The following is a 25,799-nucleotide window of genomic DNA, read 5'->3' as shown; positions in this document are numbered from 1 at the left end:
CTCTGCGACTACGGGAACGCCCTGTCGCCATTGTCAAGATCGGGGCAGAGCGGCTAAGGCACCCTCGAACATTTCAAAGGTCCGGCGCTTCGCTCCGCCGGTCGCTGTTCTGCGCTGCCGGGGCCGCCCCTCGCCATGCGCGCCGGAGTTGTCGAGAATGGACTCGTTCGAGTTTAACAAGGTTGCCGGTGCGGTGCTCGGGACCTTGCTGTTCGCCCTGGGATCGGGATTCGTCGCCGAGCTGATCTATCATCCGAAGCCGGCCGGCAATGCCGGCTACGAATTGCCCGAGCCGAAGGAGGCGCCCGGCGCCCCGGCCGCCGCCAAGGCCGAGCCCATCGCGGTCCGCCTCGCGAGCGCCAATGTCGAGAAGGGCCAGGCCGGCACCAAGGCTTGCCAGTCGTGCCACAGCTTCGAGAAGGGCGGCCCCAACAAGGTCGGGCCCCATCTCTGGGACGTGGTCGAGCGCCAGAAGGGCCACGAGCCCAGCTTCGACTACTCCGCCGGCATGAAGGAGAAGGGCGGCGCCTGGACCTACGAGGACCTCGACCACTTCCTGGAAAGCCCCAAGGGCTACGTGAAGGGCACCAAGATGGCCTTCGCGGGCATCGCCTCGCCGCAGGAGCGCGCCAACGTCATCGCCTACCTGCACACCCTCTCGGACAGCCCGAAGCCGCTCCCGGCCGCCGAGGAGGCCGAGGCCAAGCCCGCGGAAGGCAAGCCCGCCGAGGCCAAGCCCCAGGACGGCAAGCCGACCGCCGCGACGCCCGCGACCGGCAAGCCCTCCGAGGGCAAGGACAGCCCGGCCAAGCCCGCCGATACCGGCGCGGCCACGCCCGTCGGGCCGAAGCCGGCCGGCAGCGTCGAGGGCCACAACGAGGTCGCCCCCCAGCAGGCGCCGGAGGCGAGCGGCCCGACGCCGGACTCGACCGCCAAGACCGCGCCGGGCGCGCCGGCCGGGGTCGATCCCAAGGAGGCGCCCGCCAAGGCCGATCCGGCCGCCGAGCAGAAGGCGAAGGACCTCGAGGTCGGCAAGGATTCGGGCAACGCCTCCGAGAAGCCGGCCCAGCAATAGGCCGCACTGTCCGGGGGACATTCCTTCGAGGCCGGGCCGACGCCCGGCCTTTTCGTGGGCCGGGCGCCGGCCTGCGCGGCGCGATGCCGGGTCTCGCGCAGGCTCGATCCGGAAGGGCGATGCAAGCGGTTGATCCAAGTGCAAGCGGTTGATCCAAGTGCAAGCGGTTGATCCAAGTGCAAGCCCTTGATCCAAGTGAATGCGCGCTCCGCCGAGGCGGCGGCAGATCTACCGGATGCGCAAGCTTGAGCACCCGCCCCGGATCGATCTGGCCTTCCAGGCGCGCACGGATCGCTGCCTCGCCCTGACCCGGCTGGCGCTCGACACCAGCCGCGCGCGCATCGAGGCCTCGCTGAGGCTGCTGCGTCGCATCGATACCGAGCCGGTGCCGCGGCCGCGGCCGCGATCCTGAGGGCATCCTCGACACCCTGCGCGCACGCGACGGCTTGGCGTGCGCCTCCCCGCCGTCCTAGAACGTCGCCCGGCCCCGCCGCGCGGAGCCGATGACGGAATCGGGAGATCGCCAGACCGTGACAGCACAGGCCGTGATCGGACGCCTCCTCGCCGCGACGCTCGCCGTCGCCTCACTCGGGCTTCCGGCACGCGCGGCGCCCGACGCGGCCGCCCCGGCCGCGGCGCTCGCCGCGCCCTCGGGTGCTTGGGCGCATGCCATCACCCTGATGGGCGAGCCGAAGTACAAGGCCGGCTTCACGCATTTCGACTACGCCAACCCGGACGCCCCGAAGGGCGGCCTCGTGCGGCTCGGCGCCCAGGGCGGCTTCGACAATTTCAACCTCGTCGTGTCGGGCCTGAAGGGCGACCTCGAGGGCGGGATCCTGCTCGTCTACGACACGCTGATGACGGAATCCCTCGACGAGCCCTTCACCTCCTACGGGCTCCTCGCCGAGGCGGTGCGGGTGGCGCCCGATCTCTCGTCCGTCTCGTACCGCCTGCGTGAGAACGCCCGCTGGCACGACGGGACGCCCGTGACGCCCGAGGACGTGATCTGGTCCTTCACCGTCCTGAAGGAGAACAGCCCGTTCTACGCGGCCTATTACCACAACGTCTCGAAGGCCGAGGCGACGGGCCCGCGCGAGGTGACCTTCGCCTTCGCGGAGACCGGCAACCGCGAATTGCCTCAGGTGCTCGGGCAGTTGCGCGTGCTGCCCAAGCACTGGTGGACGGGCAAGGACGCCGCCGGCAAGGCGCGCAGCCCCACCGAGACGACGCTGGAGATCCCGCTCGGCTCCGGCCCCTACCGCCTCGCCAAGTTCGATCCCGGCCGCTCGGCGACCTACGAGCGCGTGCCCGATTACTGGGGCAAGGACCTGCCGGTGAATGCCGGGCGCAACAACCTCGGCACGATCCGCAACGAGTATTTTCGCGACGCGACGGTGCTGGTGGAGGCGCTCAAGGGCGACCTCTACGATTTCCGCGCCGAGAACATCGCCCGCAACTGGGCCACCGCCTACGACGACTTCCCGGCCGTCAAGGAGGGCCGCCTCGTCAAGGAGGAATTCCCCGACCGCGGCAACGGCAACATGCAGGCCTTCGTGTTCAACCTGCGCCGGGACAAGTTCAAGGACGAGCGAGTGCGGCGCGCCTTCAACCTCGCGATGAACTTCGAGGAGATGAACCGGGCCCTGTTCTACGGCCTCTACAAGCGCATCGACTCCTACTATTTCGGCTCCGAACTCGCCTCCTCGGGCCTGCCGGAGGGCGACGAGAAGGCGATCCTCGAGGGCCTGAAGGACAAGATCCCGGCCTCCGTCCTCACCACGCCCTACCGGAACCCCGTCAACGACACGCCGGAGGCGGTGCGGGCGAACCTGCGCGAGGCGGTCAAGCTCCTGCGCGAGGCCGGCTACGAGCTGCGCGGCGGCAAGATGGTCAACGCGAAGACCGGCGAGCCCCTCACGGTGGAGTTCCTGGAATTCCAGAACGTGTTCGAGCGGGTGATCCTGCCCTTCGCCGCGCAGCTGCGGCTGATCGGCATCGACTCGACGCTCAGGGTGATCGACCAGGCGCAGTACCAGAACCGGATGCGCGCCTTCGAGTTCGACATCACCACGAGCTCCTGGCCGGAATCGCTCTCGCCCGGCAACGAGCAGCGCGAGTTCTGGGGCTCGGCCTCGGCCGACCGGCCGGGATCGCGCAACATCGCGGGGATCAAGGACCCGGCCATCGACGCGCTCGTCGAGGGGGTGATCTTCGCCAAGGATCGGCCGGGCGTGATCGCGGCGACCCACGCGCTCGACCGCGTGCTGCTCGCCCACAATTTCGTGGTGCCGCAATGGGCCTCGAACGTCTCCCGGACCCTGCGCTGGAACCGCTTCAGCCACCCCGCGCTCCTGCCGCAATACGGCAGCTCCGGCTTCCCGACGACGTGGTGGTACGACGAGGCGCTCGCCGCCAAGACGGGAGCGCCCCGTTGAGCGGCCCGGGCCGGCGCAGCCTCACCTCGGGCCGGCGCAGCCTCGCGCCGAGCCGGCGCGACCTCGTGCTCGGCGCGGGCGCGCTCGCGGGCGCCGCCTGCCTGCCCGTCCGGGGCGCCGCCGAGCCGGCGCGGAGCGCGCACGGCCTGTCGAGCTTCGGCGAGCTGAAATACCCGGCCGACTTCCCGAACTTCGACTACGTGAACCCGGCGGCTCCCAAGGGCGGCCGCTACTCGGCCCAGCTCTCCGGCACCTTCGGCAACCAGTCGCTCAACACCTTCAATACGCTCAACGTCTACGTCCTGCGCGGCGAGGGCGCGGCGGGCATGAACCTGACCTTCGACAGTCTGATGGTGCGGGCGCTCGACGAGCCGGACGCGCTCTACGGCCTTCTCGCCCGCGCGGTCGAGGTCAGCGAGGATGGGCTCGCCTACACGTTCCGGCTGCGCCCGCAGGCCCGCTTCCACGACGGCACCCGCCTGACCGCGCGCGACGTCGCCGTCTCGCTGAAGCTTCTGCGCGAGAAGGGCCATCCCGAGATCGCGCAGGTGATCCGCGACATGACGGACGCGCTGGCGCCGGACGACGAGACCGTCATCGTCAGCTTCGCCCCCGGCCGCAGCCGCGACCTGCCGCTCGTCGTCGCGACCTTGCCGGTCTTCTCCGCCGACTACTACGCGGGCCGCGATTTCGAGGCCTCGACGCTCGAGCCGCCGCTCGGCTCCGGCCCCTATCAGGTCGGGCGACTCGATGTCGGGCGCTTCATCGAGCTCGAGAGGGTGCGCGACTACTGGGCCGCGGACCTGCCGGTGAATGTCGGCCAGCACAATTTCGATGCGATCCGGTACGAGTACTTCCGCGACCGGCAGGTCGCCTTCGAGGCGTTCAAGAGCGGCGCCTTCACCTTCCGGGAGGAGTTCACGGCGCGCGTCTGGGCCACGGGCTACGACTTCCCGGCCGTGGCGGAGGGCCGCGTCGTGCGCCGGACGATCCCCGACGCGACGCCGTCCGGCACGCAGGGCTGGTGGATCAACACCCGGCGCGAGGCCTTTCGCGATGCGCGGGTGCGCGAGGCGATCGGCCTCTGCTTCGATTTCGAGTGGACCAACCGGAACCTGATGTACGGCGCCTACGCGCGCACGGCCTCGTTCTTCGAGAATTCCGACCTCAAGGCCACGGGCGCGCCCTCGCCCGAGGAGCTGGCGCTGCTCGACCCGCTGCGCGCGGACCTGCCCGCCGAGGTGTTCGGCCCGGCCTGGATGCCGGCGGTCTCGGACGGGTCCGGCCAGGACCGGGCGATGCTGAGCCGCGCCGTCGCCCTCCTGCGCGAGGCCGGCTGCACCCGCGAGGGCGGCACCGTCCGCCTGCCGGGCGGCAGGCCGCTCGAGATCGAGTTCCTGGACACCGACCCGGCGCTGGAGCCGCACACCCACCCCTTCATCCGCAATCTCGGCCTCATCGGCATCAAGGGCACGATCCGGCAGATCGACCCGGCGCAGTACCAGTCGCGGCTGAAGGACTTCGACTTCGATCTGACCTCGCGCCGCTTCACCAGCGGCCTGACGCCGGGACCCGAGCTGCGCGAGGCCTACGGCGCGCGCGCGGCCGGGACGCAGGGGTCGAACAACCTCGCCGGCATCGCGAGCCCGGCCGTCGATACGCTGCTCGACCGGGTCGCCAATGCGCGATCCCGGTCCGAGCTCGTCACCGCCTGCCGAGCCCTCGACCGCTGCCTGCGGGCCGGCCGCTACTGGGTGCCGATGTGGTACTCGGGCTCGCACCGGCTCGCCCTCTGGGACGTCTACGGGCGTCCCGCGCAGGGGCCGAGATACGGGCTCGGGGTGCCGAACGTCTGGTGGTTCGAGGCCGACCGGGCGCGCAACATCGGCCGGAACTAGAGCATGCTGCACTGTCGCGGAAACGGCAGCATGCTCCATCTTATTGTGGTCGCACGATGAGTCCGGAGAACCGGATTCCGCTTCTTTGCATCGTGCTCTAGGGGCAGGCCATGCTCAACTACGTCCTGCGCCGCATCGCCCTGATGATCCCGACCCTGTTCGGGATCATGCTGATCACCTTCGCGATCGTGCAGTTCGCCCCCGGCGGCCCCGTCGAGCGGGTGCTGGCGCAGCTGCAGGGCCAGGGCGACGGCGCCCTCTCGCGGGTGACCGGCGGCGCGGGCGACCTCGGCGGCGGCATGGCGACGAACCGCGGCGGCGAGGCCAACGCGAAGTACAGGGGCGCGCAGGGATTGAGCCCCGAATTCATCGCCAAGCTGGAGCAGCAGTTCGGCTTCGACCGGCCGGCGCCCGAGCGCTTCGCCAAGATGCTGTGGGACTATGCCCGGTTCGATTTCGGCCGCAGCTATTTCCGCGATGTCAGCGTGCTGCAGCTGATCCGCGAGCGGCTGCCGGTCTCGATCTCGCTCGGCCTCTGGATGACGCTCCTGTCCTACGCGATCTCGATCCCGCTCGGCATCCGCAAGGCCGTCAGGGACGGCTCGCGCTTCGACGTCTGGACCTCGTTCGTGGTCATCATCGGCTACGCGATTCCCGGCTTCCTGTTCGGCCTGATGCTGATCATCCTGCTCGCGGGCGGCTCGTTCCTGCAGATCTTTCCCCTGCGCGGCCTCACCAGCGAGGGCTGGGAGAGCTTCACGCTCGCCCAGAAGGCCGCCGACTACGCCTGGCACATGGTGCTGCCTCTGACCGCGCTCGTGATCGGCGCCTTCGCGACCTCGACGCTGCTCACCAAGAACTCGTTCCTCGACGAGATCCGCAAGCAATACGTGCTCACCGCCCGCATGAAGGGCCTCAGCGAGCGCCGCGTGCTCTACGGCCACGTCTTCCGCAACGCCATGCTGATCGTGGTGGCGGGCTTCCCCGGCGCCTTCATCTCGGCCTTCTTCACGGGCTCGCTCCTGATCGAGACGATCTTCAGCCTCGACGGGCTCGGCCTCCTCTCCTTCCAGTCGATCGTCGGCCGCGACTACCCGGTCGTGTTCGCGACCCTGTACATCTTCTCGCTGCTCGGCCTCGCGGTGAACCTCCTCTCCGACATGATCTACGTCTGGATCGACCCCCGCATCGACTTCTCGGCGCGGGCGACGTGAGGGCGGGGGCGAAGCGGACGGAGGCTTTCAGGCCGGCTCGGTGACGCGCCGCGGCCTCGCGATCGCCTCGAGCCGCACGCCGATTTCCTCCTGCACGGCGCGCAGGATCGCGAACAGGTTGCTGGCAGTCGGATTGCCGGCCGGCCCGAGCATGCGCATCAGGCTCTTTGACGAGGAGCCCGTCGCGGTGGCCAAGCGCTCGAAGCCGATCGTTGCATTGACGGTGTCGCGCAACAGCGCCTTGCCGGTGGCCAGATCTCCGAGCAGGAACTGATCGACGGCCTCAGCCAGCAGCGCATCGCGGAACGCCGGGTCGCGGTCCATGCGCGCCTTGACGGTTTCCATGAAGCTTCGGGTCAGTGCCATCGGCTGTCCTTCTTCGCTTGCCTGTATTGCGCCCATCGTGCTTGCGCCTTGATGATGTCCTGCTGCTGCCGCCGCTTGGTTCCGCCGGCCAGAAGAATGATCAGGCAGTCGCCATCGCGTCCGACATACAGTCGGTAGCCCGGGCCGAAGTCGAGGCGGATCTCCGACACGCCGCCGCCCACCGATTTCACATTCGACAGGTTACCCTGCTCGATCCGCGTGAGCGCGACGGTAACCTTCGCGGCCGAGTGGGGATCGAGACGATCGAACCAAGCGGCGAAGGGGCTGACACCCCGCTCATCCACGAACTCCGCGATCCGCATCCATATAGTACCATATATGTTACTATTTGCTCGCTTTCAAGCGAGCGACCGGTGATGATGATCACGCGGAGGGCCCTTGTCCGCCGCCACGGCATCGCCTCGCCGTTTCGTGAGATCACGATTTGCAGGCCGGCGCGCCCGCTGCTATCGGGCGCGAAGTCCCTCGGAATCCATCGTGTCCCCGCTCTCCCTCGTCATCCGTCCCGAGCATCCCGACGACGGGCCGGCGATCGAGCGCCTGCACGCGCGCACCTTCGGGCCCGGCCGCTTCGCGCGCACGACCTACCGCCTGCGCGAGGGCGTGCCGCATCTGGCCGCCCTCAGCTTCACGGCCCTCGTCGGCACCTACCTCGTCGGTTCGATCCGCGTCGGCCCGGTGCTCGCCGACGACGAGCCGCTCCTCGTCCTCGGCCCGCTGACGGTCGATCCGAGCTTCGACGGGCGCGGCATCGGCTCGGCCCTGATGGAGGCGAGCCTCGCGGCCGCGCGGGCCGGCGGCCACGGCCTCATCATCCTGGTGGGCGACGCGCCCTATTACCGCCGCTTCGGCTTCGAGCCGGTGCCGGCGGGGCGCCTGACCCTGCCCGGGCCCGTCGACCCGGCCCGCTTCCTCTGGCTCGAACTGACGGAGGGCGCGCGCGCGCGCATCCGGGGAAGCGTGCGGCCGGCCGTGGAACGGTAGGTCCGGGCGCGGACCGGCGCGGCTGGCCGGTCCTCAGGCCGAACGTCCCCGCCGTCCCTCCACCAGCCACATCGCCAGGACGGCGGCGGCGAGCGCGGCGAGCGCCGCGAGGCCGAGCGCCAGCGGGTAGACCTCGACGCCCCGGATATTGGCGCTGTCGCTCGGGCGGAAGCCGATCCAGTCGGCGCCGCTGAGACGGCCGCTGCGCACGCTCTGGAGCCGCGGCACGCTGAGGCCGCCCGCATCCGCCACCCGGCGGATCGAGCCGCCGGAGGCGTCCGCCACCGGCTTCAGGCGCTCGGTGTCGCTGAACACGTCGGCAAGCTCGCGCGGGTTGGCCGGGCCGACGCTCACGAAGGCCACGAGGTTGCCCGAGCGCAGGGTGTGCAGGCCGAGCTCGCCCGCCTCGAAGGTCGCCGAGAACAGGCCGGGCTCGGCCTGGGCGAGCGTCAGGGTGCGGGCGTTGCCGGTCGGCCCCGTCACGGTGACCGGGTCGGTCGTCTCCGCCATGGTCTGGCGCTCGACCCTGACCTCGCGGCCGTGGCCGGTCATCTGGGCGCGCAGAGCCTCCTCCTCCAGCGCCGGCTCCTTCATCAGCCAGTGGGCGAGGCGGCGCAGCAGGTCGAGATAGGGGCCGCCCTCCTGGTAGCCGCGCGCCCACAGCCAGGCATGATCGGACAGGAGCAGCGCGACCCGGCCCTTGTCCTCGCGCGAGAGCGCGAGCAGCGGCAGGCTGTCGGCGCCCGACAGGATCGGCTGGATGCCGGGCCGGGTCTGGGCCGAGACGATCCGCAGCCAGTCGCCCCAGGCCGGAGGCTTCGCGTCCGAGCCCGGCAGCGCCCGGGTGACGGGATGGCGGGCGCCCGTCTGGGTGAGCGCCGCCTTGTAGGGCCGCTCCACCACGCGCCCGTTCGGGTCGCCCGGCAGGATCGACGCGAGGCGGGTGCGGGCGAGGCTCGACGACGAGGCGAATTCCGGTCCCGCCGCGATCAGGAGCGCGCCGCCGTCGTGCACGTAGCGGACGATGTTGTCGAAATAGGCCGAGGGCAGCACGCTCTGGTTGGCGTAGCGGTCGAAGATGATGAGGTCGAAATCCTTGATCTTCTGGACGAACAGCTCGCGGGTCGGGAAGGCGATCAGCGAGAGTTCCGAGATCGGGGTGCCGTCCTGCTTCTCGGGCGGGCGCAGGATGGTGAAGTGCACGAGGTCGACGTTGGCGTCCGACTTCAGGAGGTTGCGCCAGGTGCGCTCGCCCTGGTGCGGCTCGCCCGAGACGAGCAGCACCCGCAGCTTCTCGCGGATCCCCTCGATGGGCAGGACCGCGCGGTTGTTGATCGTCGTCAATTCGCCCGGCAGCGGCTCGACCTCGATCTCGACGACGTTCGGGCCGCCGTGCTCGATCCGGGTGGTGAGGCTGAAGGGCTGGCCGGTCGGGACGCTGCGCCGGCCGATCTGCTCGCCGTCGCGCCGCACCGTGACGACGGCGTTGCCGGTGCCGCCGCGCTCCATCACCTCGGCCCGGATCGCGAGGTCGCGGCCGACGATGCCGAAGCGGGGGGCCTCGATGAGCTTGATCTGCCGGTCGCGCTCATCGGCGTGGCCGGTCACCAGGACATGGAGCGGCGCCTTGATGCCGAGCCCGGCGAGCGAGGCCGGGATGTCGTGCACGACGCCGTCGGTCAGCATCACGACGCCCGCCAGGCGCTCCGGGGGCACGTCGGCCAGCGCCTGGCCGAGCGCGGTGAACAGCTTGGTGCCGTCGTCGCCGTCGCGGGCATCCGGCACGTCGATGAAGCGGGGCTCGATGTTGCTGAGCGCCCCGAACCGGCGCTGCAGCTCGGCCCGGACCTGATCGGTCATGGCCGGCCGGTCGCCGAGGCTCTGCGAGCCCGAGCGGTCCACCACCACGGCGGCGATGTCCTTCACCGGCTCGCGGTCCTCGCGCACCAGAGCGGGGTTGGCGAGCGCCGCGAGCACGAGCGCCAGCACGAGCGCGCGCAGGACGGCCGTGCGCCCGCGCGCCGCGAAGGCGAGGAGGCAGAACAGCGCGGCGAGGATTCCGAGCCCGGCGAGCGCCGGCCAGGGCAGGAGGGGCGTGAAGCTGAGGCTCAGCATGGGGCGGGGCCTTCAGTGATCGGCGCGAGGGCCCCACTCCCCGCGCGGGGAGTGGGGCGGGGAGTTGGGATGCGCAGCAGTCTTGGCTGAAGGATCGCTCACTGGCCGAGCCGCTCCAGCAGGGCCGGCACGTGGACCTGGTCGGCCTTGTAGTTGCCGGTCAGCGTGTACATCACGATGTTGATGCCGCCCCGGAAGGCCATCTCGCGCTGGCGCTGGTCGCCGCCGACGACCGGATAGAGCGCCTCGCCCCGGCGCCCGACCGCCCAGGCGGCCGCGAGGTCGTTGCCCGTGATGATGATGGGACTGACGCCGTCGCCAGCGCGGGCGGGGCGGCGCTCGGCGCCCTCGGCTGCCGGCGGCAGCGCCTCGACCCAGGTCTGGCCGGTGCCGTAGCGGCCCGGGAAGGTGTCGACGAGGTAGAAGGCCTTGGTGAGAACGTGGTCGAGGGGCACGGGCTCGAGCTCGGGCACTTCGAGGGTTCCGAGCATCTTGCGCAGGTAGGCGGCCTCCGGCGTCGGCGCGGCGCCGGGGCGGGCGGTGAGTCCGTCGCGGGTGTCGAACAGCACGGTGCCGCCGTTGCGCATGAAGGCGTCGATGCGTCGGATCGCGGCCTCGCCCGGCTGCGGCCGGTTCGGGGCGATCGGCCAATAGATCAGCGGATAGAAGGCCAGCTCGTCCTTGGCCGGGTCGAGGCCCGCGGGCTCGCCCGGCTCGAGCGCCGTGCGGGTGGCGAGCATCTGGGTGAGGCCGGTGAGCCCGGCCCGGCTCGCCTCGTCGATCGCCGCATCGCCGGTGATGACGTAGGCGAGGCGCGTCACGAGGGCCGATTCGAAGCCGTTCGGGCGGTTGGCCGGCGGCTCCTGCGCGCGGGCGGGCCCGTCCGCGAGCATCGCCGAGAGCGCGATCGCCGCGAGCGCCAGGGCCGCCGGCCGGCCGCCGAGGCGCCCGATCAGGCCGCCGGGCGAACGGCTGAGGAAGCCGCCGAGCCAGAGGCCGGCGAGCGTGTCGAGGACGAGCAGCATCAGCGCCAGGGTGAAGAGGAAGGCCCTGAGGTCAAGGGTCTCGGCGCCGGCGAGCGAGCCGACCCGGGCGCCGGCGACGCTCGCGAGGTCGAGGGGCGTCAGGCGGTCGTCCGGCTTGAGCGCGTTCACGGCGATGCCGCCGTCGGCAGGTCCGTAGAAGCCCGGCGGGTGCTCGGGGGTGGCGCGGTCGCCGTAATCGGCCGAGACCGCGGTGGCCCCGGCCGGCGGGCTGCCGAGCGCGCCGAAGCCGTCGAGCGTCAGGCGCGGCGCGAGGATCGCGGCGGCCGGGCGGGGGCCGCCGTCGCCTGCCGGCGCCGCGGCGGTGCCGGCAAGCCCCACGACCCGGCGCAGCATGTCGATGAACAGGCCCGAGAGCGGCAGGTTCGACCAAGTGGTGTCGGCGGTGACGTGGAACAGGACCACGAGCCCCTGCCCCCGCCCCCGCTTCTCGGCCGTGACGATCGGCGTGCCGTCCTGCAGCGAGGCCCAGGTGCGGCTCGGCAGGTCGCCGTCGGGCTCGGCCAGGATCTGGCGGCGCACGCCGATATCGGCCGGCGGCAGGAGGCCCGCGAAGGGGCTCTCGGGCGCGAAGGGCGCGAAGGTCTTGGGGCTGTCCCAGGACAGGGTGCCGCCGAGGGTCCGGCCGCCCCGGCGCAGGTGCACCGGCACGAGCGGATCGTTGCCGGCGGCGAGCCGGGGCCCGGCGAAGCGCAGGAGCAGGCCGCCGGCATCGACGAACTTCGTGACGCGGGCGAGCGTCTGCTCGTCCATCGCGCCGACATCGGCCAGGACCAGGACCGAGACCTGGTTGTCGAGGAGCTGGCCGATCGATTCGGCCGTGCCCTTGGCGCCGCGCGGCTCCTGCACGTCCGCGAAGGGCGTGAGCGCCTTGGCGAGGTAGTAGGTCGGCGCCAGGAGCGGCTGCGCCTGATCGCTGGTGCCGCCGAAGACGAGGCCGACGCGGCGGCGCTTGCCGCGCTCGTCCATCAGGGTGACGGCCCCGGCCGAGCGCTCGCCCGCGATCTCGAGCCGCGCGATGGCGTTGCGCAGCTCGACCGGCAGCTCGAAGGCGATCTCGGCCTCGGTGGCCCCGTTGCCGAAGCGGAAATCGTGCTCGGCGAGCGGCAGCCCCTTCAGGTCGAGGGCCCGCACCAGGCCGGCATCGCGCCCGTTCGGTGCCGCCCGCAGGACGTGGGCCGACAGGCGGTCGCCGGCCTCGGCCCCGGTGAGCGCGAGCGCCGGCGGCTGGTCGGCCTTGAGGATCGTCAGCGCCGCGCCGTTGCGGGCCGCGAGGGCTTCGAGGTCCCGGGCGAAGGCGCCCTCCCCCGTGCCGGCGACGCCGTCGCTGATCCAGACGATGCCGGAGCCGGAAACCCGCTCGAGGAAGGTGCCGATCGCCGGCAGGTGGACGGCGCGGTCGCCGGGATGCGGGCGCGGCGCCACCGCGCGCAGCCGCTCGAGGGCCGCGGCCGGGGTCTTGGCCTCGAAGGCCGCGGCCGGGTCGGCGGTCGCTAGGATGGCCACCGGGCGCCCGTCGCGGGCGGCGCCCTCGACGGCGTCGGTGGCCACCCGCAGGCGCTCGCGCCAGTCGTGGGCGGCCGCGAAGCCGTTGTCGATCATCAGGAGGAGCGGCGTGCGCCCGCCATTCGCCCCGATGCCGGCCGGGTTCCAGACCGGCCCCGACACCGCGAGGATGAGGGCGGCCGCCGCCAGGATCCTGAGGATCAGCAGCCAGGGCGGCGTACGGGCCGGGGTCTCGCGCTGGGGCAGCAGGTCGGCGACGAGCTTCAGCGGCGGGAAGTCGATCCGGCGCGGGCGCGGCGGCGTCACCCGCAGCAGGAACCACAGGGCCGGCAGGGCGACGAGCGCCGCGAGGGCGAAGGGGGCGGCGAAGGTCAGGGGTCCGAGCACGTCGCCCTCCTCAGCCGGTGCCGCGGGCGGCGGAGACGAGCGTGAGAAGGCGAAGCGCCGCCTCGCTCGCGGGCCGGTCGGTGCGATGCACGGTGAGCGTCCAGCCCTGGCCGCGGGCGATCTCCGAGAGACCGTCGCGGTGGGCGGCGATCCGCGTCCGGTAGGCCTCGCCCCAGGCGGCGGCGTCGCCGACGTCGAGGCTGAAGCGCGATTCGAGGTCGTGCAGCACGGCCTGTCCCGCGAACGGGAAGGTCTCCTCGACCGGATCGACCACGAGCACGAGGTGGCCGCGGGTGCCGTGGCCCGAGAGCGTGCGCACCGTGCCCTCCACCGCCCTGAGCGGCGTCAGGAAATCGCTGATCAGGATCGCCTCGTCGAAGCGGCCCGGCGCGGCGCGGGGCGGCAGGTCGGCCTCGAGCCCGGCCTCGTCTCCCGCGAGGGCCTGCGCCATGGTCTCGATGATGCGGCGCGAGGCGGTCGGCCGGGTGAGGCCGAGGAGCCCGGTGCGCTCGCCGCTCTCCACCAGCGTGTCGGCGAGCGCGAGGCCGAGCACGAGCGCCCGCTCCACCTTCGGGGCGAGCGCGAGGTCGGAGGTGAAGCCCATCGAGGCCGAGCGGTCGATCCAGAACCAGATATTGTGGGCGGCCTCCCACTCGCGCTCGCGCACGTAGAGCCGGTCGTCGCGGGCGGAGCGGCGCCAGTCGATGCGGGCGGCCGCCTCGCCGGTGACGAAGGGCCGGAACTGCCAGAAGCTCTCGCCCGGCCCCGCCCGCCGGCGGCCGTGCAGCCCGTGCGCGAGGGTGGTCGAGACGCGGCGCGCCTCCAGCACGAGGCGGGGCATCCGCTCAGCCAGCGACAGGGCGCTCTCGGTCTCCCGCCGCTGTGGGACGCGCTCGGCGGCGCCGGAGATCCGCGCGGCCATCCGCTAGAGCTTGCCCGCGAGCTGCGTGATGAGGCCCGGCACGGTCTCTCCGTCGGCGCGCGCCGCGAAGCTCAGCGCCATGCGGTGCTTGAGCACCGGCTCGGCCAGCGCCTTCACGTCGGCGATCGAGGGGGCGACGCGGCCCTCGATCAGGGCGCGGGCGCGCACCGCGAGCGTCAGCGCCTGGCTGGCGCGGGGGCCGGGTCCCCAGAGCAGCTTGCCCTTCACCAGCGGGTCGCCGCTGTCGGGCCGGGCCGAGCGCACGAGGTCGAGGATCGCGTCGATGACCGCCTCGCCCACCGGCAGGCGCCGCACGAGGCGCTGCGCCGCGAGGAGGGCGTCCGTCGTCATCACGGACCGGGCGCGGCTCTCCTCGACGCCGGTCGTCTCGATCAGGATGCGGCGCTCGGCGGCACGGTCGGGATAGCCGACGTCGATCTCCAGGAGGAAGCGGTCGAGCTGCGCCTCGGGCAGCGGATAGGTACCCTCCTGCTCGATCGGGTTCTGGGTCGCCAGGACGTGGAAGGGGCGCGGCAGGTCGTGGCGCTCGCCCGCCACCGACACGAAATGCTCCTGCATCGCCTGGAGGAGCGCCGACTGCGTGCGGGGGCTCGCGCGGTTGATCTCGTCGGCCATCAGGAGCTGCGTGAAGACCGGGCCCTTCACGAAGCGGAAGGAGCGACGGCGCTCGGCATCCTCGTCGAGGATCTCGGTGCCGAGGATGTCCGAGGGCATCAGGTCGGGGGTGAACTGCACGCGCCGCGCATCGAGGCCGAGCACGGTGCCCAGCGTCTCGACGAGCTTGGTCTTGGCCAGGCCCGGCAGGCCGACGAGGAGCCCGTGTCCGCCCGACAGGATCGTCACGAGGGCGAGGTCGACCACCCGCTCCTGGCCGAAGATCACGCCGTGGATCGCCTCCCGGGCCTGGCCGACCGCGGCGAGGCAGGATTCTGCGGCCGCGACGATGCCGTCGTCGAGGCTGGTGGCCGGCGCGGAGCCATGCGTCATGCGTGTCGCTTCCGTCTCTCGCGACCCGGAACGGGCCTGCGGTCAGGGGGTGTCCGAGGCCGCGGAGTGTGGCGCCCTTTGAGGCGGGCTGGCAAGGTCAGTGTCGCCGCAGGGCTCTCGGGCCCATGACGCCGCCCCGGGGCCGCCGCCCGGCGCCCGCGGTTGATCGGATCCGCTGCCGCGCTTAACCAGGATTCATGCCCAGGATCCCGTTCGAGGATCCCGTTCGAGGATCCCTGCCGAGGAGCCATGCAACGCATCGACGACGCGGGCCCGCCCGCCGATCCCGTCCGCGCCGGCTGGGAGATCGTCGCCGATACCGGCTTCATCGATCTCGTCGGCCCCGTCCATCACCGCGCCGCTGACGGCGCCTACGCCTTCCTGGCCCGGCCCAAGCACGCCAACCTGATCGGCGTCGTGCAGGGCGGCATGCTGATGACCTTCGCCGACCGGGCGCTCGGCGTCACTGCCATGCAGGCGGCCGAGGGCGCGAACTGCGTCACGATCGAGATGCAGATGCAGTTCATCGGCGCGGGCCGCATCGGCGACTGGATCGAGGCGCGGCCGCAGGTGACGCGGCGCACCGGCTCGCTCGTCTTCATGCGGACCGAGCTGACGGCCGGCGAGCGCCTCGTCGGTGCCGCGACCGGGATCTGGAAGATCCTGCGGCGGCGGCCGCAGGCGTGACGGTGCCCGCCTTCGACCGCCCCGCCGCACCGCGCCGCGGATTGCCAGCGCCGGCCGCGCCCTATCTGATGCAGCCATGACCGCCGACGCCTCCGAAGCTCCGCCCGACCCGACCCTGAGCCGCCTGAGCGCGGCGCTCGGCGGGCTGCCGAGGCGCGGGCAGCCGCCCGTCGAGGACTGGAACCCACCCTATTGCGGCGAGATCGACATGCGGATCGCCGCCGACGGCACCTGGTTCCACAACGGATCGCCGATCCGGCGCCCGGCCCTCGTCAAGCTGTTCGCCTCGATCCTGCGGCGCGAGGCGGACGGGCGCATCGTCCTCGTCACGCCGGTGGAGCGCGTCGGCATCCGGGTCGACGACGCCCCCTTCGTCGCCGTCGAGATGGCGGTGGACGGCGCGGGCGAGGCGCGGCGCATCGGCTTCCGGACGAATGTCGACGACCTCGTGCCCCTCGATGCCGAGCACGGCCTGCGCTTCGAGGCGGATCGGGAGGGTGGGTTCCGCCCCTACATCCATGTCCGGCGCGGCCTCTGGGCGCTGCTGACGCGCGCGCTCGCCTACGACCTCGCCGGGATGGGCGAGGAGCGCGACGTCGACGGCACCCGCTGGTTCGGGCTCGCGGCCGCCGGCAGGTTCCACCCGATCGCCCCCGCCGAGGCCGCATGAGCGCGGCGCAGGCGATCGCCCCCGGCGCGCACGACCCGCGCGCCGATTTCCTGGCGCGGGCGTCCGCGCGGCTGGCGCAGGATCCACCGGGCCCGGGCGACCGGCTCTCGAATCCACGCGGCGACCACAGCCTCGACCCGGCCGGCGACGCCGTGGCGCCGCCGGAACCGCACCGCCGGGCCGCCGTGCTGGTGCCGGTGGTGGCGCGCGGCGGCCCGCTCTCGCTCCTTCTGACGAAGCGGGCCCTGCACCTGCGCGACCATTCGGGGCAGGTCGCCTTCCCGGGCGGCAAGATCGACCCGGCCGACCCGACGCCGCTCGCCGCGGCCCTGCGCGAGGCCGAGGAGGAGATCGGGCTCGCGCCCTCGGACGTGCGGCCCCTCGGCTATCTCGATCCCTATCTCTCGGCCACCGGCTTCCTCGTGACCCCAGTGATCGGGCTGATCGAGGGCGAGGTCCGGCTCGCGCCGAACCCGGAAGAGGTCGCGGAGATCTTCGAGGTGCCGCTCGCCCACCTGATGGACCCGGCGCGCTACGAGCTGAAGTCGCGGCTCTGGCAGGGCCGCACGCGCCATTTCTACGCGCTGCCCTTCGGCGAGCGCATGATCTGGGGCGTCACCGCGGGCATCCTGCACAACCTCTACGAGCGCATATGTCTGTAATCTGCGGGCCTTCCGCCCGCCCGGATGATCGGGTGCCATGCTGCGCAGCGTCCTGGAGGAGCTCGCCCTCTTCCTCCTGCCGTTCCTCCTCTTCTTCGGCTACCTCGTGCTCGTCGGCCGCAACCCGCTGCACCGGGTGCACTGGGATGCGCAGGTCTTCCGGCTCGTGCTGGCCGGCCTCGCCGTCGTGATCGCCTCGCTCGTGCTCACGGGCCTGTTCTCGGAGCGCCATGCCGACGGCTACGTGCCGGCCCATATGGAGAACGGCCGCCTCGTGCCGGGCCGGTTCCGATGATGGCCCGATCCCTCGACGAGGCGGGCCTGCGCAGGCTCCTGTCGCGGCCCGGCGTCGCGACAGTTCTGGCGGCCCTCGAGACGCCCGGCGAGGAGACGCGCCTCGTCGGCGGCTGCGTGCGCGACGCGCTCCTCGGACGCGACGTCTCCGACATCGACCTCGCCACGACCCTGCTGCCGGAGGCGACGCGCGCGCGCGCCGAGGCGGCGGGACTCAAGGCGGTCCCGACGGGCATCGAGCACGGCACGATCACGGTGGTGGTGGAGGGAGCGCCCTTCGAGGTCACGACCCTGCGGGAGGATGTCGAGACCGACGGGCGCCACGCCGTGGTGCGCTTCGGCCGCGACTTCGCGCAGGATGCCGAGCGGCGCGACTTCACCGTCAACGCCCTCTCGCTCGGGGCGGACGGGCGGCTCCACGACACGACGGGCGGCGTCGAGGATCTCGCGGCCGGCCGCGTGCGCTTCATCGGCGAGCCCGCGACCCGCATCCGCGAGGATGCCCTGCGCATCCTGCGCTTCTTCCGCTTCCATGCCCGCTACGGACGGGCCGCGCCGGATCCGGCCGGGCTCTCCGCCTGCATCCGGGCCCGCGGCAGCCTCGACGGGCTCTCGCGCGAGCGCGTGCGCGCGGAGTTCCTGAAGCTCCTGGCGGCGCCCGGCGCGCTCGCGGCGGTCGAGACCCTGAGCGAGACCGGCCTGCTGCAGCGCCTGACCGGCGGCGTCGCGGAACTCGGACGGCTCGGCCGCAGCATCGCGGCCGGTCAAGCGGCGATCGGCCGGCTCGCAGCACTCGCCGTCCAGAGCGAGGCCGACGCCGACCGGCTGCGCGAGGCCCTGCGGCTCGCCAATGCCGAGCATGCCGGCCTTCTCGCGCAGGCCCGCGCCCTCGCCGCCCTGCACGGGCGCGAGACGATCGCGCCCGATGCGATGCGGGCGCTGGCCGCCGAGCACGGGCCCGCGACGCTCGCCGCCACCCTGGTGATTCTCGCGGGCGAGCCGCGGCCCGTTCCGACGCCCGGCGCGCGCGCCGCGCTCGACGCCTTGCTGGCTCCCGGGGCACGGCGGCCGGTGCTGCCGGTCACGGGCGCGGATCTCGTAGCGCGGGGCCTTGCCCCCGGTCCCGGGATCGGCCGGGCTCTCGCGGCTGCGCGCAGGCTCTGGCTGGAACAGGGCTGCCCGGTGGATGCGGGCGCCCGCGCGGTCCTCGTCGCCGCGGCGCTCGCCGCCGCCGACGAAAAACCCGCCGGCCCCGCCTGAGGCGGGACCGGCGGGTCTCGTCAAGACATCGTACCGAGCGGCGGACGCTTCAGAAGTTGAGCGCCACCTTGGTTTCCTGGAGCTGCGTGATCTGCGCGTTGAGTTCCTCGCGCTTCTGCAGATCCTCGGTGGCGTCGCGCTGCAGCTCGACCGCCTCGATGTCGCGGTCGATCGAGGCGGGCGTGACCTCCTCGATCGGGGCCGCGCGCTCGGCGATGACGGTGACGCCGGTCGGGCCGATATCGGCGAAGCCGCCGCGGACCAGGATGCGCTTGCCGCTGTTCTGGCGCTCGGTGACCACGATCACGCCGACCTTCAGCGAGGTGAGGACCGGGGCGTGGCCGGGCAGGACCGTCATCTCGCCCTCGGTGCCGGGCAGCTGAACGGCCTCGACCTCGCCGGAATACAGCGTCCGCTCGGGGCCGACGAAATCGAACTGGAAGGTGGCCATCGGATCAGGATCTCTTCGGAAGCTCTCCTCCCCTGGCGGGGAGGAGCGGGAAGTGAGGGTGGAGCGGGAGGCGCCGCTGAGCTTCAATCGGCGCCACCGTCACCCCTTTTCCCCTCCCCGCAAGGGAGAGGGGCGAGGCCCCGTTACGCGGCCGCCGAGAGCTTCTTGGCCTTCTCCTTGGCCTCCTCGATGGTGCCGACCATGTAGAAGGCGGCCTCGGGCAGGTCGTCGAACTCGCCGTTCACCAGGCCCTTGAAGCCCTTGATGGTGTCCTCGAGAGCGACGAGCTTGCCCGGCGAGCCCGTGAAGACCTCGGCCACGTGGAAGGGCTGGCTCAGGAAGCGCTCGATCTTGCGGGCGCGGGCCACCGACAGCTTGTCCTCTTCCGACAGCTCGTCCATGCCCAGGATCGCGATGATGTCCTGGAGCGCCTTGTAGCGCTGCAGGGTCTGCTGGACGCGGCGGGCGACCTCGTAATGCTCTTCGCCGAGGATCGCGGGCGAGAGCATGCGCGAGGTTGAGTCGAGCGGGTCCACCGCCGGGTAGATGCCCTTCTCGGCGATCGAGCGCGACAGCACGGTCGTGGCGTCGAGGTGGGCGAAGGAGGCGGCGGGCGCCGGGTCGGTCAGGTCGTCGGCCGGCACGTAGATCGCCTGCACCGAGGTGATCGAGCCCTTGGTCGTGGTGGTGATGCGCTCCTGCAGGGCGCCCATGTCGGTGGCGAGCGTCGGCTGGTAACCCACGGCGCTCGGGATGCGGCCGAGAAGCGCCGACACCTCGGAGCCCGCCTGCGTGAAGCGGAAGATGTTGTCGACGAAGAACAGCACGTCCTGGCCCTCGTCGCGGAACTGCTCGGCGACGGTGAGGCCGGTGAGCGCGACGCGCGAGCGGGCGCCGGGGCTCTCGTTCATCTGGCCGTAGACCAGCGCGCACTTCGAGCCCTCGGCCGAGCCGTTATGCTCCTTCGGGTCCATGTTCACCTTGGACTCGATCATCTCGTGGTAGAGATCGTTGCCCTCGCGGGTCCGCTCGCCCACGCCCGCGAACACCGAGTAGCCCGAGTGGGCCTTGGCGATGTTGTTGATCAGCTCCATGATCAGCACGGTCTTGCCGACGCCGGCGCCGCCGAACAGGCCGATCTTGCCGCCCTTGGCGTATGGAGCGAGGAGGTCCACGACCTTGATGCCGGTCACGAGGATCTGCGCCTCGGTCGACTGGTCGGCGTAGGAGGGGGCGGGCTGGTGGATCGCCCGGAAGGTGGTGGTCTCGATCGGACCGGCCTCGTCGATCGGCTCGCCGATGACGTTCATGATGCGGCCGAGCGTGTTGGCGCCGACCGGCACCTTGATGGGCTCACCCGTGTCCGTCACCTCCTGGCCGCGAACGAGACCCTCCGAGGTGTCCATGGCGACGCAGCGCACGGTGTTCTCGCCGAGCTGCTGGGCCACCTCGAGGACGAGGCGGGCGCCGTTGTTCTTGGTCTCGAGGGCGTTCAGGATCTCCGGCAGATGACCGTCGAACTGCACGTCGACGACGGGGCCGATGACCTGGGTGATCTGGCCGGTCCTGTTGGAGGCGGCGGGGGAAGCGGTGTTCGCCATGATGTGCGTGTCCTTCGATTCTGTGCGGGCGGGCGTCCGGGCGGCTCCTAGAGCATTTTCCGTGATTTTTGGATCACGGAAAATGCTCCAAACCATTGATTTAGCGCGCCTTCTGATCGCCAAACCGGCAACCACTTTGGCGGAAAGCGCGCTAGAGAGCCTCGGCGCCCGAGATGATCTCGATCAGTTCCTTGGTGATCATGGCCTGGCGCGTGCGGTTGTAGATCAGCGTCTGCTTCTTGATCATCTCGCCCGCGTTGCGGGTGGCGGCGTCCATGGCGCCCATGCGTGAGCCCTGCTCCGAGGCCGCGTTCTCGAGGAGCGCCCGGAAGACCTGAACGGTGAGGTTGCGCGGCAGGAGCGTCGCCAGGATCGCCTCCTCGCTCGGCTCGAACTCCATGGCGGAATCGGCCGGGGCGCCGGTGGCGCTCTCGCCGCCTTCCGGCAGTTCGGCCGGGATCAGCTTCTGGGCCGTCGGGATCTGCGAGATGACGGAGCGGAACTCGGAATAGAACAGCGTCGCCACGTCGAACTCGCCCGCATCGAAGCGCGCGAGGATCTTCTCGGCGATCTCGGAGGCGAACTCGTAATCGACCGGCTTGTTGCCGCGCAGGTCCATGGTCTCGATGATCTGCTGCCGGAACTGGCGGCGCAGGATGTCGTGGCCCTTCTTGCCGACGGTCATGATCTTCACTGTCTTGCCCTCCGCCATCAGGCGGTTGGCGTGGTCGCGGGCCAGGCGCGCGATCGACGAGTTGAAGGCGCCGCAGAGGCCGCGGTCGGCCGTGCAGACGACGAGCAGGTGCGTGCGGTCCTCGCCCGTGCCGGCGAGGAGGCGCGGGGCGCCGACGCCGCCGACGAGGTTTCCGGCGAGGTTGCCGAGCACCTGCGCCATCTTCTCGGCGTAGGGCCGCGCGCTCTCGGCGGCGTTCTGGGCGCGCCGCAGCTTGGCGGCGGCGACCATCTGCATCGCCTTGGTGATCTTCTGCGTCGCCTTCACCGAGGTGATGCGGTTTCGCAGATCCTTCAAACTCGCCATCGGGGGATTTCCAGGCCGGTTCGGTTCAACTCGGGCAATCTCTCCTCCCCCTTGCGGGGAGAAGCCGGGGGTGGGGATGGTTCAGGAGGCGCCGAGCCTCGGGCGGCACCACCCCCACGCGGGATCCTCGATCCCGTATCCCTCCCCGCCGGGGGGAGGGACGACGATCAGCCGATCGTCCTTCAGCTGATCGTCTTGGCGACGCCCTCGACGACACCCTTCAGCTTGGCCGCGTTCTCGTCGGAGAGGTCCTTCGAGTCGCGGATGCCCGTGAGCAGGTCCTGGTGCTTCGAGCGGAGCGTCGAGAGCAGCGAATCCTCGAAGGCCCGCACCTTGTTGAGCGGCAGCTTGTCGAGGTAGCCGTTGACGCCCGCGTAGATCACCGCGACCTGCTCCTCCATCTTCAGCGGCGAGAATTGCGGCTGCTTCAGGAGCTCGGTGAGCCGCGAGCCGCGGTTCAGGAGCTGCTGGGTCGAGGCGTCGAGGTCCGAGCCGAACTGCGCGAAGGCCGCCATCTCGCGGTACTGCGCGAGCTCGCCCTTGATCTTGCCGGCGACCTTCTTCATCGCCTTGGTCTGCGCCGCCGAGCCGACGCGCGAGACCGAGAGGCCGACGTTCACCGCCGGGCGGATGCCCTGGTAGAACAGGTCGGTCTCGAGGAAGATCTGGCCGTCGGTGATCGAGATGACGTTCGTCGGGATGTAGGCCGAGACGTCGTTGGCCTGGGTCTCGATGACGGGCAGCGCGGTCAGCGAGCCGGCGCCGGCGGCGTCGCCCATCTTGGCGGCGCGCTCGAGCAGGCGGCTGTGCAGGTAGAACACGTCGCCCGGATAGGCCTCGCGGCCCGGCGGGCGGCGCAGCAGCAGCGACATCTGGCGGTAGGCCACCGCCTGTTTGGAGAGGTCGTCGTACACGATCACGGCGTGCATGCCGTTGTCGCGGAAGTACTCGCCCATGGCGCAGCCCGAGAAGGGCGCGATGAACTGCATCGGCGCGGCGTCGGAGGCGGTGGCGGCGATGACGATGGAGTATTCCAGCGCGCCCTGGTCCTCCAGCACCTTCACGAACTGGGCGACGGTGGAGCGCTTCTGGCCGACCGCGACGTAGACGCAGTAGAGCTTGGCCTTCTCGTCGGTGCCCTGGTGGGCGGGCTTCTGGTTCAGGATCGTGTCGAGGGCGATCGCGGTCTTGCCGGTCTGGCGGTCGCCGATGATCAGCTCGCGCTGGCCGCGTCCGACCGGGATGAGCGCGTCGATGGCCTTGAGGCCCGTCGCCATCGGCTCGTGCACGGACTTGCGCGGGATGATGCCGGGCGCCTTGACGTCGACGCGGCGGCGCTCCTCGGCGACGATCGGGCCCTTGCCGTCGATCGGGTTGCCGAGGCCGTCGACGACCCGGCCGAGCAGGCCCTTGCCGACCGGCACGTCCACGATGGCGCCGGTGCGCTTGACGGTCTGGCCCTCCTTGATCTCGCGGTCGGAGCCGAAGATCACGATGCCGACGTTGTCCTGCTCGAGGTTGAGCGCCATGCCGCGCACGCCCGACTCGAACTCGACCATCTCGCCGGCCTGGACGTTGTCGAGGCCGTAGGCGCGGGCGATGCCGTCGCCGACGGACAGGACCTGGCCGACCTCGGTGACCTCGGCCTCTTCGCCGAAGTTCTTGATCTGCTCTTTCAGGATCGCGGAGATCTCGGCGGCGCGGATGTCCATCGTCGGGCCTCTTACTTCAAACGTGTGGTGTCAGGGACGGGAGCGGGCTGCGCGTCCGACGCGCTTACCGGGCTTCCCGCATCGCAAGGCGAATTCCGTTGAGCTTGGTGCGCAGGCTGGCGTCGACCATGCGGCTGCCCATCTTCACGACGAGGCCGCCGATCAGGCTCGGATCGACCTGCAGGTCGATGTCGACGTCGGACTTGGCGACGTCGCGGAGCGAGGACCTGATCTCCTCCAGCACCGCGTCGGAGGGCTTCTCGGCCACCCGCACCTCGGCGCGGACGATCCCCTTCGACTCCCGCACGAGGGTGCGGAAGGCGCGGATCATGCCCGGCAGCGCGAACAGGCGGCGGTTGCTGGCGACGAGGCGGATGAAGTTGCCGGCGAGCCCCGAGATGCCCGCCCTGTCGAGCACGGCGCCGAGGGCGGCGGCCTGCTCCTCGCCGGAGAAGACGGGGCTGCGGACGAGGCGGCTCAGGTCGGGGCTCTCCTTCAGGAGGGCGTCGAACCGGTCGAGGCTCTCGGCGACGGCGTCGACCTGACGCTCGTCGCGGGCCAACTCGAACAGGGCGGAGGCGTAGCGGCCTGCTACGCCCGCGACCAGGGGACCCGCTTCGGAACCGTTCTGCGCCACCCGCCGCTCTCTCTTATCCTTGCCCGTGGTGCCGGCCGGATCACGCCTGAGGCGGCGTTCGGCACTGGCACCGTGGGTATTGGGAATGTGCCGGCCCGTCGGGAGCGCTCAGGAACCCCCTCCGCCGACGCGGCGACCGCCTAGCATGGGAGCCGGAAGCGCGCAAGGCGACGCAACCGACGCCGCGATCCGGCGTTGGGCAGGCCCCGAAAACCCGCTTGCGTGATGGTGAACGGTGGCGAAGGTGAGGCGGGGATCTCAGCACGCGATGCGGTCGCAGCGGCGCAGGGACGCGATCATCCGCGCCAGGGAGCGCACGCCCGGATGGCCGAGGATCCCGGTATTGCCGAGCACGTACGAGGGCGTGGCGTAGAGGCCGAGATCGGCCGCCATCCGCATGTGGCTCTTGAGGGCGAGGCGCACCTCCTCGCTGTCGGCGATCGCCTCGAGCTCGGAGGCCGGCGCGCCGAGGCTTCCGGCGACCGCGAGCGCCGCCGGCCCGTCGATGCGGCCGGGCTTCCCGAGGAGCTGCCCGTACAGGTTCCAGGCGGCGGCCGAGCCGAGCTTGCGCTGGACGGCGAGCGCCACCTTCGCGGCCTGCGCGGATTGCACCGACAGGATCGGGTTGTGGACGAGGCCGATGCGCAGCGCCGGATCGCTCGCGGCGAGCGCCGAGACGTCGGCGGCCGCCTTCCGGCAATAGGGGCAGTTGAAGTCGAAGAACTCGTAGAGCGTGGTCTCGGCCTCGCGCGGGCCGAGATAGGTGACGCCCTTCAGCGACGGGATCTCCCCGGTGATCTCGCCGGGCAGGCGCATGTTGGCGATGGGCCTGCCATCGTCGTTCGTCGCCGCGAAGGTCTGGCCGTAGCCCTGCGCGGCCGCGACGCCGGCAAGTCCCAGGGCGGTCCCCAAGCCCGCGGCGGCGGCGAGGAGGCGGCGTCGGTCGATCTGCATGGCAATCCGTCGTGATGGGCGCGGATGCGTTCTAAGCGTCAATGGGTCGGGACGGAAAGAACGGGGTTAGGACGGAAGGGCTCGGGGTCGGGACGGAAAGGCTCGGGCGGCCTCAGCGCAATCCGCCGGGGCGCTCGCCGGCCGCCCAGGCGAGCGCCTGCTCCAGCCGGTCGTTGCCCCAGAACAGCTCGCCGTCGTCGGTCAGGAAGGTCGGCGCCCCGTAGATGCCGCGCGAGCGCGCCTCCTCGCCGGAGACGCGCAGGCGCGTCTTGTTCGCCTCGCTCGCGGCCGCCTTCACGATCTGGGTGCCGTCGAGCCCGAGGCGGTCGAGGATCGCCGCGACCGAAGCCGGCTCGGCGATCGACCGGCCCTTGGCGAAGGCGGTCTCGTAGACGGCCTTGGAGAAGGGCACCAGCCAGTCCTGATCCGCCCCGTAGGTCGCCACCCGCGTCGCGCTCAGGCTGTTCTGCGGGAAGGGGTTCGGCCGCGTCACCGGGGGCAGGCCGAGGCGTGCCGCCTCGCGCTCGAGGTCGCGCCACATGTTGCGGCCCTTGGCCGGGTAGAGGTTGAAGGGCGAGGAGGTCCAGCCCTGCGCGGCGAAGATCGGCCCGAGGAGGAAGGGGCGCCAGCGCACCTCGACGCCGGCCGCCTGGGCAAGCCCTTCCACGCGCATGGCCGCGAGATACGAGTAGGTGGAGGCGAACTCGTACCAGAATTCCAGGGTCGGCCGCCGCGCCATGTCGTGCAATCTCCGGAACGTGTCCCGTCCCGACGTTTCGCGCCGCACCATGTCGGCGATAAGGCGAAAGGGGGCGTCTCACGAACGTCCGGCCCGGCGCGCCGGTTGCAGGCGGCGTG

24 protein-coding genes are annotated in these 25,799 nt (G+C 71.5%); 11 read left to right on the top strand and 13 right to left on the bottom strand.

Annotation, left to right across the window (positions count from 1 at the left end):
- Positions 1-157: 157 nt before the first annotated feature.
- The 5 genes from WDW90_RS01230 (at position 158) to WDW90_RS01210 (ending at position 6,622) form a co-directional block, all read left to right on the top strand.
- Positions 158-1,075, top strand: a complete 918-nt coding sequence (locus WDW90_RS01230) for a c-type cytochrome (RefSeq protein WP_336485425.1) — start codon at positions 158-160, stop codon at positions 1,073-1,075.
- A 199-nt stretch (positions 1,076-1,274) separates the two neighbouring features.
- Positions 1,275-1,487 carry a hypothetical protein gene (locus WDW90_RS01225; protein WP_336485424.1) on the top strand — a complete coding sequence of 71 codons (213 nt, stop codon included), beginning with the start codon at positions 1,275-1,277 and terminating at the stop codon, positions 1,485-1,487.
- A gap of 91 nt (positions 1,488-1,578) precedes the next feature.
- Positions 1,579-3,510 (top strand): extracellular solute-binding protein, encoded by a 1,932-nt coding sequence (locus tag WDW90_RS01220; RefSeq protein WP_336485423.1) that lies wholly within the window; start codon positions 1,579-1,581, stop codon positions 3,508-3,510.
- Positions 3,507-5,408: an extracellular solute-binding protein gene (locus tag WDW90_RS01215; protein ID WP_336485422.1), complete on the top strand. Its 1,902-nt coding sequence runs from the start codon at positions 3,507-3,509 to the stop codon at positions 5,406-5,408. The genes WDW90_RS01220 and WDW90_RS01215 overlap by 4 nt, the downstream gene beginning before the upstream one ends.
- Before the next feature lie 110 nt (positions 5,409-5,518).
- A complete protein-coding gene (locus WDW90_RS01210; protein ID WP_336485421.1) occupies positions 5,519-6,622 on the top strand; it encodes a microcin C ABC transporter permease YejB in 1,104 nt (367 codons plus the stop codon).
- A gap of 27 nt (positions 6,623-6,649) precedes the next feature.
- On the opposite strand, the gene WDW90_RS01205 is transcribed toward WDW90_RS01210, so the two are convergent.
- Positions 6,650-6,988, bottom strand: a complete 339-nt coding sequence (locus WDW90_RS01205; RefSeq protein WP_336485505.1) for a helix-turn-helix domain-containing transcriptional regulator — start codon at positions 6,986-6,988, stop codon at positions 6,650-6,652.
- Positions 6,979-7,311, bottom strand: a complete 333-nt coding sequence (locus tag WDW90_RS01200) for a type II toxin-antitoxin system RelE/ParE family toxin (RefSeq protein ID WP_336485420.1) — start codon at positions 7,309-7,311, stop codon at positions 6,979-6,981. The genes WDW90_RS01205 and WDW90_RS01200 overlap by 10 nt, the downstream gene beginning before the upstream one ends.
- Before the next feature lie 175 nt (positions 7,312-7,486).
- Between WDW90_RS01200 and WDW90_RS01195 the strand changes: the two genes are divergently transcribed.
- A complete protein-coding gene (locus WDW90_RS01195; RefSeq protein WP_336485419.1) occupies positions 7,487-7,993 on the top strand; it encodes a GNAT family N-acetyltransferase in 507 nt (168 codons plus the stop codon).
- A 33-nt stretch (positions 7,994-8,026) separates the two neighbouring features.
- On the opposite strand, the gene WDW90_RS01190 is transcribed toward WDW90_RS01195, so the two are convergent.
- From WDW90_RS01190 to WDW90_RS01175, 4 genes are all read right to left on the bottom strand, one after another.
- Entirely contained in the window at positions 8,027-10,108 is a 2,082-nt protein-coding gene (locus WDW90_RS01190; protein WP_336485418.1) for a hypothetical protein, read from the bottom strand.
- A 98-nt stretch (positions 10,109-10,206) separates the two neighbouring features.
- A complete protein-coding gene (locus tag WDW90_RS01185; RefSeq protein WP_336485417.1) occupies positions 10,207-13,044 on the bottom strand; it encodes a DUF4159 domain-containing protein in 2,838 nt (945 codons plus the stop codon).
- 10 nt (positions 13,045-13,054) lie between these two features.
- Entirely contained in the window at positions 13,055-13,966 is a 912-nt protein-coding gene (locus tag WDW90_RS01180) for a DUF58 domain-containing protein (protein ID WP_336485416.1), read from the bottom strand.
- Between the two features lie 3 nt (positions 13,967-13,969).
- Positions 13,970-14,974, bottom strand: coding sequence for an AAA family ATPase (locus tag WDW90_RS01175; protein ID WP_336485415.1), 1,005 nt, complete (start codon positions 14,972-14,974; stop codon positions 13,970-13,972).
- Positions 14,975-15,223: 249 nt separating this feature from the next.
- Between WDW90_RS01175 and WDW90_RS01170 the strand changes: the two genes are divergently transcribed.
- The 5 genes from WDW90_RS01170 (at position 15,224) to WDW90_RS01150 (ending at position 18,547) form a co-directional block, all read left to right on the top strand.
- Positions 15,224-15,661 carry a PaaI family thioesterase gene (locus tag WDW90_RS01170; RefSeq protein ID WP_336485414.1) on the top strand — a complete coding sequence of 146 codons (438 nt, stop codon included), beginning with the start codon at positions 15,224-15,226 and terminating at the stop codon, positions 15,659-15,661.
- A 76-nt stretch (positions 15,662-15,737) separates the two neighbouring features.
- Positions 15,738-16,331 (top strand): DUF1285 domain-containing protein, encoded by a 594-nt coding sequence (locus WDW90_RS01165; protein ID WP_336485413.1) that lies wholly within the window; start codon positions 15,738-15,740, stop codon positions 16,329-16,331.
- Positions 16,328-16,993 carry a CoA pyrophosphatase gene (locus WDW90_RS01160; RefSeq protein ID WP_336485412.1) on the top strand — a complete coding sequence of 222 codons (666 nt, stop codon included), beginning with the start codon at positions 16,328-16,330 and terminating at the stop codon, positions 16,991-16,993. The genes WDW90_RS01165 and WDW90_RS01160 overlap by 4 nt, the downstream gene beginning before the upstream one ends.
- 37 nt (positions 16,994-17,030) lie before the next feature.
- Entirely contained in the window at positions 17,031-17,288 is a 258-nt protein-coding gene (locus WDW90_RS01155; protein ID WP_336485411.1) for a DUF6111 family protein, read from the top strand.
- On the top strand, positions 17,288-18,547 hold the full coding sequence (locus WDW90_RS01150) for a CCA tRNA nucleotidyltransferase (RefSeq protein WP_336485504.1): 1,260 nt from the start codon (positions 17,288-17,290) through the stop codon (positions 18,545-18,547). Before WDW90_RS01155 ends, WDW90_RS01150 begins: the two co-directional genes overlap by 1 nt.
- Positions 18,548-18,596: 49 nt before the next feature.
- Here WDW90_RS01150 and WDW90_RS01145 read toward each other — a convergent pair whose 3' ends face one another.
- From WDW90_RS01145 to WDW90_RS01115, 7 genes are all read right to left on the bottom strand, one after another.
- Entirely contained in the window at positions 18,597-18,998 is a 402-nt protein-coding gene (locus tag WDW90_RS01145) for a F0F1 ATP synthase subunit epsilon (RefSeq protein ID WP_336485410.1), read from the bottom strand.
- A gap of 143 nt (positions 18,999-19,141) precedes the next feature.
- Positions 19,142-20,599 carry a F0F1 ATP synthase subunit beta gene (gene atpD / locus WDW90_RS01140; protein WP_336485409.1) on the bottom strand — a complete coding sequence of 486 codons (1,458 nt, stop codon included), beginning with the start codon at positions 20,597-20,599 and terminating at the stop codon, positions 19,142-19,144.
- A 151-nt stretch (positions 20,600-20,750) separates the two neighbouring features.
- Positions 20,751-21,638, bottom strand: coding sequence for a F0F1 ATP synthase subunit gamma (locus tag WDW90_RS01135; protein ID WP_336485408.1), 888 nt, complete (start codon positions 21,636-21,638; stop codon positions 20,751-20,753).
- A gap of 182 nt (positions 21,639-21,820) precedes the next feature.
- On the bottom strand, positions 21,821-23,350 hold the full coding sequence (gene atpA / locus WDW90_RS01130; RefSeq protein WP_336485407.1) for a F0F1 ATP synthase subunit alpha: 1,530 nt from the start codon (positions 23,348-23,350) through the stop codon (positions 21,821-21,823).
- A 64-nt stretch (positions 23,351-23,414) separates the two neighbouring features.
- A complete protein-coding gene (locus WDW90_RS01125) occupies positions 23,415-23,987 on the bottom strand; it encodes a F0F1 ATP synthase subunit delta (protein ID WP_336485406.1) in 573 nt (190 codons plus the stop codon).
- Between the two features lie 258 nt (positions 23,988-24,245).
- Positions 24,246-24,941 carry a DsbA family protein gene (locus WDW90_RS01120; protein ID WP_336485405.1) on the bottom strand — a complete coding sequence of 232 codons (696 nt, stop codon included), beginning with the start codon at positions 24,939-24,941 and terminating at the stop codon, positions 24,246-24,248.
- 112 nt (positions 24,942-25,053) lie between these two features.
- Positions 25,054-25,680, bottom strand: a complete 627-nt coding sequence (locus tag WDW90_RS01115; protein ID WP_336485404.1) for a 2-hydroxychromene-2-carboxylate isomerase — start codon at positions 25,678-25,680, stop codon at positions 25,054-25,056.
- Between the last annotated feature and the right edge of the window lie 119 nt (positions 25,681-25,799).

The sequence above is a fragment of the Methylobacterium nigriterrae genome (assembly GCF_037106235.1).
GTDB classification, from domain to species: domain Bacteria; phylum Pseudomonadota; class Alphaproteobacteria; order Rhizobiales; family Beijerinckiaceae; genus Methylobacterium; species Methylobacterium nigriterrae.
The sequence above is the reverse complement of the archived record's forward strand: the minus strand, read 5'-3'. Positions and strand labels throughout refer to the sequence as shown.